Origin of the sequence: Bradyrhizobium sp. LB11.1 (assembly GCF_040549385.1) — a bacterium.
Taxonomy (GTDB): domain Bacteria; phylum Pseudomonadota; class Alphaproteobacteria; order Rhizobiales; family Xanthobacteraceae; genus Bradyrhizobium.
This window is the reverse complement of sequence record NZ_JBEPTH010000018.1, coordinates 110,857-122,827: the sequence shown is the minus strand read 5'-3', so window position 1 is coordinate 122,827 and position 11,971 is coordinate 110,857. Positions and strand designations below refer to the sequence as shown.

The 11,971-nt window shown below is 63.3% G+C and carries 17 protein-coding genes and 1 pseudogene; 15 read left to right on the top strand and 3 right to left on the bottom strand.

Annotated elements, in window-relative coordinates; translation table 11 throughout:
* Window positions 1–114: 114 nt before the first annotated feature.
* Both ABIA96_RS32400 and ABIA96_RS32395 read left to right on the top strand, forming a co-directional pair.
* A pseudogene (locus tag ABIA96_RS32400) lies at window positions 115–987 on the top strand (DUF7146 domain-containing protein); the annotation flags it as partial.
* 327 nt (window positions 988–1,314) lie between these two features.
* Window positions 1,315–2,244: a DUF2493 domain-containing protein gene (locus ABIA96_RS32395; protein ID WP_354140977.1), complete on the top strand. Its 930-nt coding sequence runs from the start codon at window positions 1,315–1,317 to the stop codon at window positions 2,242–2,244.
* Between the two features lie 74 nt (window positions 2,245–2,318).
* Here ABIA96_RS32395 and ABIA96_RS32390 read toward each other — a convergent pair whose 3' ends face one another.
* Window positions 2,319–2,528, bottom strand: a complete 210-nt coding sequence (locus ABIA96_RS32390) for a hypothetical protein (RefSeq protein ID WP_354140976.1) — start codon at window positions 2,526–2,528, stop codon at window positions 2,319–2,321.
* 597 nt (window positions 2,529–3,125) lie between these two features.
* Between ABIA96_RS32390 and ABIA96_RS32385 the strand changes: the two genes are divergently transcribed.
* Both ABIA96_RS32385 and ABIA96_RS32380 read left to right on the top strand, forming a co-directional pair.
* Window positions 3,126–3,566, top strand: a complete 441-nt coding sequence (locus ABIA96_RS32385; RefSeq protein ID WP_354140975.1) for a hypothetical protein — start codon at window positions 3,126–3,128, stop codon at window positions 3,564–3,566.
* A 600-nt stretch (window positions 3,567–4,166) separates the two neighbouring features.
* Window positions 4,167–4,493 carry a DUF736 domain-containing protein gene (locus tag ABIA96_RS32380; protein WP_011084751.1) on the top strand — a complete coding sequence of 109 codons (327 nt, stop codon included), beginning with the start codon at window positions 4,167–4,169 and terminating at the stop codon, window positions 4,491–4,493.
* A 115-nt stretch (window positions 4,494–4,608) separates the two neighbouring features.
* Here the strand turns inward: ABIA96_RS32380 and ABIA96_RS32375 are convergent, their stop codons facing one another.
* Window positions 4,609–5,019 carry a hypothetical protein gene (locus tag ABIA96_RS32375; RefSeq protein ID WP_354140974.1) on the bottom strand — a complete coding sequence of 137 codons (411 nt, stop codon included), beginning with the start codon at window positions 5,017–5,019 and terminating at the stop codon, window positions 4,609–4,611.
* Between the two features lie 154 nt (window positions 5,020–5,173).
* The gene (locus ABIA96_RS32370; RefSeq protein ID WP_354140973.1) at window positions 5,174–5,407 is read right to left on the bottom strand and encodes a helix-turn-helix domain-containing protein; all 234 of its coding nucleotides are present in this window, start codon (window positions 5,405–5,407) and stop codon (window positions 5,174–5,176) included.
* Window positions 5,408–5,637: 230 nt separating this feature from the next.
* Here ABIA96_RS32370 and ABIA96_RS32365 point away from each other — a divergent pair, with 230 nt between their 5' ends.
* From ABIA96_RS32365 to ABIA96_RS32315, 11 genes are all read left to right on the top strand, one after another.
* Window positions 5,638–5,901 carry a DUF2285 domain-containing protein gene (locus tag ABIA96_RS32365; protein ID WP_354140972.1) on the top strand — a complete coding sequence of 88 codons (264 nt, stop codon included), beginning with the start codon at window positions 5,638–5,640 and terminating at the stop codon, window positions 5,899–5,901.
* A gap of 132 nt (window positions 5,902–6,033) precedes the next feature.
* On the top strand, window positions 6,034–6,243 hold the full coding sequence (locus ABIA96_RS32360; RefSeq protein ID WP_354140971.1) for a transcriptional regulator domain-containing protein: 210 nt from the start codon (window positions 6,034–6,036) through the stop codon (window positions 6,241–6,243).
* Between the two features lie 61 nt (window positions 6,244–6,304).
* Complete coding sequence (locus ABIA96_RS32355) at window positions 6,305–6,820, top strand: DUF2285 domain-containing protein (RefSeq protein ID WP_354140970.1); 516 nt, start codon at window positions 6,305–6,307, stop codon at window positions 6,818–6,820.
* Window positions 6,821–7,024: 204 nt separating this feature from the next.
* A complete protein-coding gene (locus ABIA96_RS32350) occupies window positions 7,025–7,276 on the top strand; it encodes a helix-turn-helix transcriptional regulator (protein ID WP_016841292.1) in 252 nt (83 codons plus the stop codon).
* Between the two features lie 13 nt (window positions 7,277–7,289).
* Window positions 7,290–8,408 (top strand): replication initiator protein A, encoded by a 1,119-nt coding sequence (locus ABIA96_RS32345; RefSeq protein ID WP_354140969.1) that lies wholly within the window; start codon window positions 7,290–7,292, stop codon window positions 8,406–8,408.
* The gene (gene parA, locus ABIA96_RS32340) at window positions 8,405–9,043 is read left to right on the top strand and encodes a ParA family partition ATPase (protein WP_354140968.1); all 639 of its coding nucleotides are present in this window, start codon (window positions 8,405–8,407) and stop codon (window positions 9,041–9,043) included. The genes ABIA96_RS32345 and parA overlap by 4 nt, the downstream gene beginning before the upstream one ends.
* Window positions 9,040–9,294: a hypothetical protein gene (locus tag ABIA96_RS32335; RefSeq protein WP_354140967.1), complete on the top strand. Its 255-nt coding sequence runs from the start codon at window positions 9,040–9,042 to the stop codon at window positions 9,292–9,294. The genes parA and ABIA96_RS32335 overlap by 4 nt, the downstream gene beginning before the upstream one ends.
* Window positions 9,291–9,809, top strand: coding sequence for a DUF2840 domain-containing protein (locus ABIA96_RS32330; RefSeq protein WP_354140966.1), 519 nt, complete (start codon window positions 9,291–9,293; stop codon window positions 9,807–9,809). The genes ABIA96_RS32335 and ABIA96_RS32330 overlap by 4 nt, the downstream gene beginning before the upstream one ends.
* Window positions 9,806–10,351: a S26 family signal peptidase gene (locus ABIA96_RS32325; RefSeq protein WP_354140965.1), complete on the top strand. Its 546-nt coding sequence runs from the start codon at window positions 9,806–9,808 to the stop codon at window positions 10,349–10,351. The genes ABIA96_RS32330 and ABIA96_RS32325 overlap by 4 nt, the downstream gene beginning before the upstream one ends.
* A 34-nt stretch (window positions 10,352–10,385) precedes the next feature.
* Entirely contained in the window at window positions 10,386–10,721 is a 336-nt protein-coding gene (locus tag ABIA96_RS32320) for a DUF736 domain-containing protein (RefSeq protein WP_247455201.1), read from the top strand.
* A 208-nt stretch (window positions 10,722–10,929) separates the two neighbouring features.
* Window positions 10,930–11,646 (top strand): lytic transglycosylase domain-containing protein, encoded by a 717-nt coding sequence (locus ABIA96_RS32315; protein WP_354140964.1) that lies wholly within the window; start codon window positions 10,930–10,932, stop codon window positions 11,644–11,646.
* Window positions 11,647–11,971: the final 325 nt, after the last annotated feature.

Here is an 11,971-nt window from a genome sequence, read left to right as displayed (position 1 = left end):
AGCGCGCTGGTGTTATGTTGCGTAGAAGCTGCCAATCGTCCGTGAGACAGCACCCCAGCGCAAATGCGCAACATAACTCTCGGCGCAACATATTCCGTCTTATGTGCAGTTGAACATAAGACCGACGCCGCCACCGGCGAACATGGCGACCTGCTCGATGTGATCCGGGAAAGCTGCGGCCTGATCGACTTCAAGGACGTCGCCAATGAGGCGCGTGCCTTCCTCAGCCTTCCGCGCCCCGAACCGGAGCCCGATCGTCCCCGATCACGCACACCAAGCGTCCCAACTGGATCGCCGGAGGCGGCACGGCGACTGTTCGCCATGTCGCAACCGATTTCTCGTACTCTCGTAGAAACGTATCTCCGCAATCGCGGCATTACGGCTTTGCACGGAACCGAAAGCCTGCGCTTCCACCCTTGCTGCTATTATCGAGCGAACGACCACAGCTCGAGCGAGACCTGGCCGGCGATGATCGCTTCTGTCACCGATCTCGCTGGGCATCTGACCGGCGCGCACCGCACTTGGCTCGATCCAGGCGGCTTCACGGATGCGACGCTCGGCAAGGCGCCGATCGACACGCCGAGACGGTCGATGGGCGATCTTCTGGGTCATGCCGTTCGATTTGGTGTGGTGGGCGAGGTTATGGCGGCCGGCGAAGGCATCGAGACGATGCTGTCGCTCCGATGCGTCTTACCGACCATGCCGATGGTTGCAGCCCTTTCGGCGGCGCATCTCTCAGCCATCCTGTTCCCGGACACGTTGCGCCGCCTCTACATCGCCCGTGACGACGATCCTGCCGGTGATGGCGCGATGGAGACGTTGATCGAGCGGGCGCAGGAGGCCGGGATCGAGGCGATCGTCATCTCGCCCCGGCTCGGCGATTTCAACGAGGATCTCCGGCTACTCGGGATCGATGCGCTCCGGTCGGCCAGCCGGGTGCAGATCGCGGCGCCGGACGTCGCTCGCTTCATGCAACTGGCGGCCTAGCCGAAACGGGATGAGGGGCGGTACGTCGGTGTCGTCGCCACAGGCTCGGCGGCCTGCTCTCCCTCAGCGTCGGAGAGAACCGCACCCCCGGCCTTCTGAGAGGGCGATCGGGCGGCAAACGGCCCGGACCGGCAACCTTATGGGCCGACTATTTTCCGTCGGCGGCCAAGGCCGCCTTTACATCGCGAGTCAAAATAGTCGGCACCTTCGGTCCTCCGCCGAGGCTTCGGCCCTCCGCTGCGCTGCGGGTGCAGTTCCGTCCCGCCCGCCGCCTTCGTCGCCATGAAGGCCGCGATGGGCGCGGTCGATCCGACGAGGAAAGCCGCGATGACCACCGACCATGACGACGACTTCGAGCCACACCACAGCTCATCCCCCACTGACCAAGTCCTCCACGAACTCCAGCTCTATGGCTATCGTCCCTTCCACGGCGAGCCCGACCCCCGGCCGCTTCCGGAAGCGCGCATCCTCGCCAGCGGCATCTCCGACATCTTCGACGCCCTCGTGGTGGCACTGACCGACACTCGCCTCGAACCCGACCTCGAGGATCTGCTCTGGTCGACGGTGAACGTCTTCCACCGCGCCATCGACCGGATCGAACGCGAACTCGACGATAACGAACTGGCGCAGCAACGCTCGCAACGGGAACAGGACGGCAGCGAGGTCAAATCCGTAGAACTGGAGCGCCTCACGGCGGAAGGCCAGACGCTGATCGAACGCCGCAATGCCTTCGAGTTGATGCGCGACCAGGCCGCCGACCAGTTCGAGCACCACACCCATTCGACTTGGCGGCCGCGCAACGGGTCGAAGGTCAACCATCGCAACCTCACCGCCGCGATGATCGACAGCCGCGACTTTCTTGCCGCGAAGAAGCGCGCGGACAACCAGGTGCTTCTGCCGGCCGGACCGAAGGTGGCGCTCACAGGCGGGCTGAACTTCAATGATCATCGGCTGATCTGGGCCAAGCTCGATCAGGTTCACGTCAAGCATCCCGATATGGTGCTGATGCACGGTGGCAGCCCAAAAGGCGCCGAGTTGATTGCCGCCAAATGGGCCGACAACCACAAGGTCCCGCAGATTGCCTTTAAGCCCGATTGGGCGAAGCACGCCAAGGCCGCGCCGTTCAAGCGCAACGATATGATGCTCGACGAGTTACCGATCGGGGTGATGCATTTCCCGGGCACGGGGATCCAGGACAATCTCGCCGACAAGGCGAAGAAGCTTGGCATCCCGGTCTGGAAGTTCGGCGGCGCATAAGCGCTGCCTTTGCCTCAACACGTACTGTCGTGAAACTGGAAAGGCGGATCGTTGGCTTTCCGCAAAGCCGCTTTTCAGTCCGGCTCACCCGTTACCGCGACCCGCGCCGCATGGGCATAATGCGCCAACTCCGCATCGTTCTCGATCACTTCGTCGAGCAGCGCCTTCATGTCGCTCTGGTCAGACACCGATTGAAGCGGCCCCGGCTGCCGCTCGATCGCTAGCACGGCAATAGCGAGCGCCTTCTTCACCAGATGCAGGTCACGCCCCGTGAATTCCGCCATGGCGCCTCACTCCATCATGACAAGTCGCAATGCACTTTAGCCGATATCCCGAGCGTGGTTGCAGCAGGTTGCGAGGCACGGCTCCTGCCGGCGGGGCGCCACCCCGCATCCATCAGCGCTGATCCTTGGTCGGACCGAGAGCCTGACGCCATCAACCCGCAAGGGGTCGGCTTACGCGTGCGCGTGCCGCCGCTCCGTCTTCATCTGCGCGGTGATCGCGGCCCCCGGCCCGACACGTCGGGCGCCTGTCGCGCGGGGATGGTCCCCGCCTTAGCACAGGAGTCGGATCGATGCCTCAAGCCCTCGCATTTGCCAACGGCTGGAACCTCGCCACCACCCTCATGGTTTGTGTCGTCGTCTTCCAGTCGGGCACAGGCGCCTACGGCGTCATGCGATGGTGATCCCGCCGCCATCATTTACGAATTCGACCCCTTCCAACCATGAAGAGTGCATCGCTACGCGAGTTAGACTGCGGAAGGCCAGCGGGATTTTCGCTCCCGCTGGCGCCTGTCTGCAGCTACCGCTATACTCATTCTCGCGCCGTGGTAGTGGTGGAAGGCGCGACCGTCAGACCTTTATCTCACGGAGACCACCGCCATGATCATCTTTGGACCACTGCTCGTCGTCGTTGGCATCGGCTTTTTCTGCTGGCTGCTGTTCACGCTTGCTGTCTTCGCACTGCCCTTCTTCGTTGGTCTGACGATCGGCATCTGGACCTTCCACACCGGCGCCGGAGTGCTTGGCGGCACCGCAGCAGGGCTCGTGGCGGGCGGAGCAACCATTTGCATTGGCCAACTCGTGCTCGCCTTCGTGCCATGGACTTGGCTTCGACTCTTGATCATCCTTCTCTATGTGACGCCCGCCGCCGTTGCGGGTTACAGCGCGACGCACGGAATCGCCCAGATGGCGATGCCTTCGCCCACCTGGCAAACGATCTTCGCGATCGTCGGCGCGTCCGCCGTCACCATCACGGCGTTCATCCGCTTTACGGCCATAGCCGCACCCGGGCCAGCCCGACGGGATATGGCGCAGGGCTAACGCGTAAGCGGCCGACGTTGGGGTTGGACCAGATCAGGCGCTCAGAGCGCTCGCGGTGCTCATCCTCGATTACTCGATTGAGAGCGGTTCGAGCGTCGAGGCTTTAGTCATCGAGGGGTGGCCGAACTAACGGCGGTTGTTGAGACGCGGTCGTCCAGGCGGTAACGTCTCGCGAACCCCGGCCAACAACTTGAGTCGATGGACGTGTTGTCCAAGTGCGGTCGCGGAAACTTAGATCCGTCCGTCGCCAGGCGACACGGGAGGCAATCTACGTCGAATTCGCTTGCCGGATCTTGCGGAATGCGAGGCTCGCCACGTTCTCTTTGATGTCAGCTCTGTTCAGACCGAGCACACCAAACGGCCTCTTCGATGGATGGATCTGGCCGAAGGCCGGCTAAAGCCTCGACCGCCTATGGCGCAACAGCGGCGTCACAACTTTCTTCCCCTGCCGGCTGCGCCGTCATTCCTCGCGCGAGACAAGAAAGTTCCTCCTTTGCTGTCGAGCCCCTTCGGGGTGCGCCGTCGATCGCCTCCGGCCTGTCGATCACCATCGAGGCCGCAGGGTGCGGGCTCGGAAAACAGAGATCAAGGAGAACTACCATGGCGACCATCGGCACCTTCAAGAAGACCGGCAACAACGAGTTCAACGGCGAAATCGTCACCCTCTCGCTCCAGGCCAGGAACGTCCGCATCGTCCCCGAAACCAGCCGCTCGGGCGACAACGCCCCCAGCCACCGCATCTATGTCGGCCGTGTGGAGATCGGGGCCGCCTGGTCCAAGCGCTCCAACGAGGGCCGTGATTATCTCGGACTCAAGCTCGACGATCCAAGCTTCACCGCTCCGATCTTCGCCAACCTCTTCGCCGACGAAGAAGGAGAAGGCTTCAGCCTGATCTGGTCTCGCCCCAACCGTCGGAACGGCGACTGAGCCGACCCGCAATGCCTCGCCCGGCGCGTCCGGGCGGGGCATCGCAAAGCTTAAGAGTCGCGACATCACCTCGTTTGCGGTGACGGCAAAGTGCGTGAGAGAAACCAAGCTTGCGTCAGCGGGCGCGTGTCGCCTTGATCGGCCGGCGTTGATTGGCCTCCAACACGCTGTCGACGATGTCTCCCCAGTCGGGGCAGGCCGCGACCAAACGATCCAGCACCGTTGGATCCCGCTCGATCTGGCCGAGTGCCTGAGCGCGCCATCGGTCGTTGAAGCTGATGCTCATCAGCCCCAGGCACTCGACGACCGAACTGTCGGGTTGCAAATGCTCCAATGTCGCCGTCATCAAGGCAGCCCATTCTTGGATCAAATTCCAAGGCTCCCGCTCGGTCCTGACTTCCAACTTCTCTCCGAGCAGGCCGATCAAAGCGAGGAATCGAGTTGACCAGGGTTGCGGTTGGAGTTCCACCACCAGAGCGTCAACCGTTCCGCGGACGTCGGCTGGCAAGTGCTCGTACAGGGTCATAAAGCCTATCCATCTCACTCAGCATGCACTTTCGTAGGTTACGCTGTTTGAAAGAGACGAGCATCATGGGAAGCCGCCTATCAACTTGTGCGTGACGAACCGCAGAGTTAATTCTCAACATGGCAACGTTGTGGCAGAGCACAAATGCAACTCTTCATCGAGCCCGATGAGGATAAGCAGCCGTTCGTTTGACCAGATCGGCTGCTTCGACGCCTAGCGCCTCCGCGATGCGGCCGAGCACCGTGACGCTGGCCGAGACATCGGCGCGTTCAATTGCGCCGATGTAGCGGACACTTAGCCCGGCGCCATCGGCCAACTCTTCCTGCGTCATTTTCTTCACATGGCGTATCCGACGCAAATTGACCGCCATGACCTCCTTGAGATCCATGGCGACGAGGGAACTTGCATCGGCACGATCGTTCCAGGAATGATCGTTCCGATTCGTGTTGAGCTGTGATAATCATTTCTTCCCGTTTAGGACCAGTTTGCTACTTCCGGGGGGAGCCGTGATGCAGCCTGCGCATCACGATACAAATCGCGCGTGACGATTTCGCAGCTTGTAAGGAATCGGGGCTAGATGAATTCTAATCGCTGCATCAATGCTGAGGGGCAATTGCAATGAACGAAGCGCCATTCCAGGACCGGCCGCCAATAACCGATCGTGTCAACGCCTACGACGAGAAACATCTTGCAATCTACATTCGGTTGCTCATGGCCGAAGAAGAGGGAGCGGACTGGCGGGAAGTTGTCAGCGTGATCTTCGGACTCGATCCTGCGCGCGAACCGGACCGTGCCAAAATCGTACACGACAGCCATCTCGCCCGTGCACGATGGATGTCGGAAGCGGGATATCGGGACCTTTTGCAACCGCCGATGCAGTGAACTGGACCCCTGGTCAGGTAAATTGCGATCCCGCGTGATGCAATCTCAAGGTCTAGCCTGCTAGGCCGATTTTCCGGATCGTGGTGCGTCCCTCCTTCGGGAGAACAGAACAAAAAGAAGAGATGACACGCCATGCCCACCCAGTACTGGCGCTCGCCGGAAACCATCGAACGCCTCAATTGCCTTGAGCGCCCGGGTTTTGCCCTCGAGTTTCTGCGGCGCAATGCCGACTACCGCCGCGACTTCGCCCGTACCGAGCGCCTGATCGCGCACAACGGCGCTGATTCCGAAACCGCCCGAACGAGTTTGGCGCGTCGATGGAGGTTACGGTGTCGCCCATGACCCCGCCTCTCCAGTTAGGCCCGAAGCAGCCATTTGGCTGCCCCAGGCATCACCTGGAACATTGATCCTGGAGCCCGCGCCGCCGGACTTCGAGATCATTCAGTCGATCGATGGCGATGCTCTCGGACGGCCGCTCGCCGAGCGGATCGATGCTGACGGTCGCGAACTCTTGATCACGGATGGGTCAGGTGAACTTCGCGTCCGGTTGCATGACGAGCAGGCCGCGCGCCGCCCCGCCGTGGTAGTGCCGCTCGACAGCATGGGTGAACTGCGGGCCGACGTGGCGCTTCACTTCGCGCGCCGTCTTGCGGGCCAGCGCACCGGTCTCCTGCCTGCGGCTCTGCGGCTGACGCCGTTTCAAAAGCGGCGCTTGATACAGCTCCTTCACGCCTTCGACGTCCACGACCTGGGCGGCGGTCCACGAGACGTGGCAGCAAAGGTGCTCGCGTCCGACCACGCTCAGCGCCGTTCGGTCGAGTGGAAGGACTCACATGCACGCCGGAAGGCGAACCGGCTCATTCATGATTCGATCGCTCTGGTCGAGCGCGGCTATCTCAAACTCCTGCGCGGCCTCTGATCGGCTCCTCAATCCCTCCAGGCCATCGACCCGATGAGTTAACCCGCGACCAGCTGTTAGCGCCTGGCTTCGCCTGGTTGCGCCTGTGGGGGACACAAACGCACGTAGATTTTCGTCCACCCCCAACGCCCGAACTCTCCGCCAGTCTGGCCCGGACATGCCGCGACTTGTCCGCGGCGCTTCGAGGCAAGACGGAGATCTTCCATGCTCGACAGGCCCGCGCAACTCTCCACCCGCTATGTCCGTACCCCCGAGGCCGCGCGCCTCCTTGGCATCTCGCCGCGCACGCTGGAGAAATATCGCTGCCACGGCAATGGTCCGACCTTCCGCAAGCTCGGCGGCCGCGTCGTCTACGCCATCGGCGATCTCGAAGCCTGGGCCGATCAGGCCGCTTGCAGCTCAACGTCGGATCCTCGCTACGTCGAGGCCCGCGCCGCCGGCCACGCGCATCGCTAAGGCAACGCTCGCCATGTCGTCGCGTCGCCTCATCACACCCAGCGAGCGAAGCAAGCTCGACCCGTTCGTTGTCGCCACAGGCGACGCCAGCCCGCGCGATCAGCGCGACCTGATGGAACGGCCATTCTTTTCGCTCGCCAAGGCCAAGCGGACGACACCGATCCTCTATGAGGCGGGCGAGGTCCGCGTCGAGGTTTATGCGGTTCCGGAGCACGGCATGGCGACCATTTGGGACGCCGATGTGCTGATTTGGGCGGCGAGCCAGATCGTCGAGGCTGAGAATCTCGGTCTGAAGACCTCGCGTTTCCTGCGCTTTACGCCCTACCAGCTTTTGATCGCAGTCGGCCGGCAGACCGGGGCACGCGATTACAAGCTTCTGAAGAGAGCGTTGGCCCGCCTGCAGGCGACTGTCATCCGCACCAGCATCCGGCAGGGTGAGCATTGGCGGCGCCACCAGTTCTCCTGGATCAACGAATGGGAGGAATGCGCGCGGCGCGATGGGCGCGTGGAAGGCATGGAGTTCGTCCTCCCTGACTGGTTCTATCGCGGCGTTATCGATCGCTCGCTCGTCCTCACGATTGATCCAGCCTACTTCAGCCTTACCGGCGGGATCGAGCGCTGGCTCTATCGCGTTGCGCGCAAGCATGCTGGCCGCCAGCCGAGAGGATGGCTGTTCGAGTTCGCGCACCTCCACGCGAAGTCGGGCAGCCAGGTGCGTGTCTCGGATTTCGCCCTGCAGATCCGGCGCATCGCCGCGCGCCAGCCGCTTCCCGGCTATCAGTTGCGCATCGAACGCGAGGCGCGCCGCGAGCTGCTGCGTATTCTGCCGGCCAAACTGTCCACTGCCCCTGTGGACAGTGCTGTGGAAGCGCTCGGGACTTCGCACGCAAACCGCATCGGGACTCCGCACGCGGCCCTACCGGGACTTCGCACGCGTGAACCGCAACTAACGCTTTGGCCGGAAACCGTGATTCCGGGCCTTAACTTAGAGTCTAACTTAGAATCTAACTGTTGTAGTGGGCCCGCGCCTCTTGCGGATAACACCGATGCCCCCCGCGCTGAGCCGCCAACCAAGCACGCAAGCCAACCATCTCTGCCGCCCCTCGACCGCAAGACGGGAGGCAAGCGATGATTGTCGCCGTGCTCAACCAGAAGGGCGGTGTCGGCAAGACCACGCTCGCCCTGCACCTCGCCGGTGAATGGGCGCTGCGCGGAAAGCGTGTGACACTGATCGATGCTGACCCCCAGGGCTCGGCATTGGACTGGTCGCAGCAGCGGGCGCGGGAGAACGTCGCTCGGCTGTTCGGTGTCGTTGGCCTCGCGCGCGATACGCTCCACCGCGAGGCGCCGGAGATTGCGCGCACCGCCGATCATGTCGTCATTGACGGACCGCCGCGCGTCGCCGGCCTGATGCGCTCGGCGCTACTGGCGGCCGACCTGGTGCTGATCCCTGTGCAACCGTCGCCGTTCGACGGTTGGGCTTCGGCCGAGATGCTGGCTCTGCTGCGCGAGGCCCGCATCTACCGTCCGCAGCTCGCCGCTCGCTTTGTGCTCAACCGCTGCGGCGCGCGCACGATCATCGCCCGCGAGACCGCTGAAACGCTCGCCGATCACGATCCGCCGGTGCTCGCCAGCACCATTGGCCAACGCGTGGTCTTCGCTGACGCCGCACAGTCCGGCCGGCTCGTCTTCGAAATCGTCGAGCAGAGCGCCGCCGCCCACGAGATCGCCGCGTTCGCTGCTGAAGTCGCGAGGTTTGCGCCATGAGCGAGCGCTCCATCAAGCGCGGCTTCGCCTCGCGACCTTGCGATACTGAGCGCTGGATCAAGACCAGAGACGCGTCGCCGCGCCGCATGGATGACGCAGCCGCATTCACCGCGCGTCTGACCATCGACGTCACGCTAGCGCTGCGCGGCCGTATCAAGGTCGCCGCGTTCCAGCGCGGGGTGACGGTCGCCGACATGTTGCGTGAATTGCTGGCGCGAGAATTTCCCACGGACACCGGAGATCCGTCATGAACGATAACGAGGCCTTGCCGCCGCGTGCCGTGCCGCCCTCGCATCGGCGCGACGTTGCGCTTACTCATGTCGAACTGACCTGGATCGAGAAGCGGATCGAGCACTGGCTTCGCTTCGGCCGTCGCGCTGAAGAGAAGATCCTCGACCGTCGCCGTTGCATCTCGAGCTTTACGCCAGGCAGCATCTTCGGCTTCGTCCGGTGGGCGTCGAACGACTATGGCACGGTGGTGTCGCGGATGGACATCGTGCGCACTGTCGAGTCCGGCCGGCGCTATCAGACGCTGCCATTCGTGCGGCCCGGCGGTGAGATCCTGCTGCGCGTCGATAGCTGGCCGAAGGTCGAGCGCGTGTTGCAGGCGATCGACGCGATCGAGGCGCTTTCTATCGACCCGGCCGACGCCGCGCCTGAATACTGGCGACATCTCCACAACCGCCTCACCGCCGGTCATGAGCCGCGCGCCTACACGCGCGAGCAGCATCTGGCCTGGCTCAAGCGCCGGAGCGTCACGCCATGACCCGCTTCGGCTACGTCATGGTGACGTACATCGCGATGCTCGCCGCCGGCGGCCTCGCATTCCTTCATCCCGCGCCGCGGCTGGTCTGGAACGCCACCGCGAGCACGCCGACAGGGTTTTACGCGCTGCAGCCGGTCGGAGCGCTGCACGCTCTGGAACTGGTCGCGGTACGGCTACCCGAGCCGATCGCGAGCTTGCTAGCCGATCGCGGCTTTCTTCCGAAAAATGTGCCGCTGCTCAAGCACGTGATGGCGCTGCCCGGGCAGACCGTGTGTCGGTCCGAGGACGCCGTGACGGTCGACCATGTCGATGTCGGCGCGGCGCATGATCGCGACCATCTCGGCCGCTCGCTGCCGCGCTGGAGCGGTTGCCACACTCTCAAGCCGGGCGAGGTCTTCCTCATGAATCCGACCGTCTCGGACAGCCTGGACGGCCGATATTTCGGCTCACTGCCCGTCACCTCGATCCTTGCGCGCGCGGTTCCGCTTTGGACCGATGAGGCCGGCGACGGCCGCTTCGTCTGGCGCGCCGCCACCCATTGACCCGCTCCCAAACCAGAAACCCAAGAGGCTTTCCATGACACAAATTGGTCAGTTCACCCGCGAGAAGTCCGGCTTCACCGGGCGCATTGAAACGCTCTTCTTCGAGCGGATTCTCACCCTCGTCCCGGCCGAATCGTCGGATGCCGAGAACGCGCCGGACTACCGAATTCGTCTCGGCGATGGCGAAGGCCCAGAGATTGGCGCGGGCTGGAAGCGCACCGGCGAAAAGGCTGGCGACTACGTCTCGCTGATCATCGACGATCCCACGCTGCCGCGGCCGATCCGCGCCAATCTCTTCCAGTCGGGCGACGACAAATCAGCCTGGACGCTGAATTGGCATCGTCAGCCGCAGCGCGCCGACCGGGACTGATCGCATGCAGGGTCTTGTCACGCTTGCCCACAACCAGGCGCATCAACGGTCCACCTCTTTGTTCGGGGGAAAGCCGTCTCATCCCTTCGTCCCGCTCGAACATCGGTCGGCCACCGCGCAGACCAGCGATCGAGGGCAGGGCAGCCTGCCGCGCATGCTCCTAACGGACATGTGCACGACGGTTTGTTCGCGTCACGGCGGAGACAGGGTGCGCTTTGCCATTCTCCTGATCGCCGGCCTGCCGTTGATTGGTGGGCCAATGCCGGCGGTGTCAGCAGAGAAAGCACCGACGCGAAGTCAAGCGGCAAGCGACCGCTATGTCGCTTTTGTGGCGGAAGCCGCGCAGCGCTTTGGCATTCCGGTAGCATGGATAGATGCCGTCATGCGCATCGAAAGCCAAGGCGATCGGCGCGCGGTTTCACCAAAAGGCGCTCTCGGCCTGATGCAACTCATGCCCAAGACCTGGGCGGATATGCGGGCTCGCTACGGCCTCGGACGCGATCCCTTCGATCCGCATGACAACATCCTCGCTGGCGCAGCCTTCCTTCGCGAGCTGCACGACCGCTACGGCTCGCCGGGCTTTCTTGCGGCCTACAATGCAGGTCCCGGCCGCTACGAGGATTTTCGCGATAGACATCGTCCACTTCCCGCCGAGACGAAAGCCTATGTCGCAGCCATTGTCCCTTTTGTCGATGCGGAGAGGGCGCCAGAGCCTCTCCTCCTGGCGGCCTCCTCTCGGTCCTCCTGGACGCGGGCGCCGCTCTTTTTCGGGCGCGCTGACGAGCCGTCGTCTGCCGCGCGAGTGACACCCGATCGACCGGCGCACGACAGGCCGGCTGTCGTTCCTGTGCACGATCTTTCGGCGATTGCGCCGCAGTCGGAAGGCCTCTTCGTCGCGCTCTCGACAACGGGACGATCGCAATGACTGCACGGCGTCGCGAACATGACGATCCGGATCGGCGCACGCCTACCAGCACCCATGGTGCGGAGATATGGACATCCGTCGCGCGATGGCGGCTCGGCACCGCAATCCGCTGCGAATTCGGACTCAGGCGTATTTCAGCGCATTCCTGCGAAGGAGAAAGTGTAGGCGAGGGAGACGAGCAGGCAACGACCGAACGAGGGCGAGATAAAAGGCCGCAATGTGCGGCTCGGTCGATCGGTTGTTGTTGCTCTGTTTTTTCGCTGATCCGGCAATGTGCAGCTTCGGCGCGCAATGTGCGCCTCGCCATCAACTCATTGCGGGGGTT

Excerpts from the sequence above, each read along its gene's own strand:
- ABIA96_RS32370 (WP_354140973.1), bottom strand. The coding sequence starts at position 5,407 with ATGGATCTCAAGGAGGTCATGGCGGTCAATTTGCGTCGGATACGCCAT.
- ABIA96_RS32330 (WP_354140966.1), top strand. The coding sequence starts at position 9,291 with ATGAACGATAACGAGGCCTTGCCGCCGCGTGCCGTGCCGCCCTCGCAT.
- ABIA96_RS32395 (WP_354140977.1), top strand. The coding sequence starts at position 1,315 with ATGACCACCGACCATGACGACGACTTCGAGCCACACCACAGCTCATCC.
- ABIA96_RS32380 (WP_011084751.1), top strand. The coding sequence starts at position 4,167 with ATGGCGACCATCGGCACCTTCAAGAAGACCGGCAACAACGAGTTCAAC.
- parA (WP_354140968.1), top strand. The coding sequence starts at position 8,405 with ATGATTGTCGCCGTGCTCAACCAGAAGGGCGGTGTCGGCAAGACCACG.
- ABIA96_RS32385 (WP_354140975.1), top strand. The coding sequence starts at position 3,126 with ATGATCATCTTTGGACCACTGCTCGTCGTCGTTGGCATCGGCTTTTTC.
- ABIA96_RS32390 (WP_354140976.1), bottom strand. The coding sequence starts at position 2,528 with ATGGCGGAATTCACGGGGCGTGACCTGCATCTGGTGAAGAAGGCGCTC.
- ABIA96_RS32350 (WP_016841292.1), top strand. The coding sequence starts at position 7,025 with ATGCTCGACAGGCCCGCGCAACTCTCCACCCGCTATGTCCGTACCCCC.
- ABIA96_RS32345 (WP_354140969.1), top strand. The coding sequence starts at position 7,290 with ATGTCGTCGCGTCGCCTCATCACACCCAGCGAGCGAAGCAAGCTCGAC.
- ABIA96_RS32365 (WP_354140972.1), top strand. The coding sequence starts at position 5,638 with ATGAACGAAGCGCCATTCCAGGACCGGCCGCCAATAACCGATCGTGTC.
- ABIA96_RS32325 (WP_354140965.1), top strand. The coding sequence starts at position 9,806 with ATGACCCGCTTCGGCTACGTCATGGTGACGTACATCGCGATGCTCGCC.
- ABIA96_RS32335 (WP_354140967.1), top strand. The coding sequence starts at position 9,040 with ATGAGCGAGCGCTCCATCAAGCGCGGCTTCGCCTCGCGACCTTGCGAT.
- ABIA96_RS32320 (WP_247455201.1), top strand. The coding sequence starts at position 10,386 with ATGACACAAATTGGTCAGTTCACCCGCGAGAAGTCCGGCTTCACCGGG.
- ABIA96_RS32360 (WP_354140971.1), top strand. The coding sequence starts at position 6,034 with ATGCCCACCCAGTACTGGCGCTCGCCGGAAACCATCGAACGCCTCAAT.
- ABIA96_RS32375 (WP_354140974.1), bottom strand. The coding sequence starts at position 5,019 with ATGACCCTGTACGAGCACTTGCCAGCCGACGTCCGCGGAACGGTTGAC.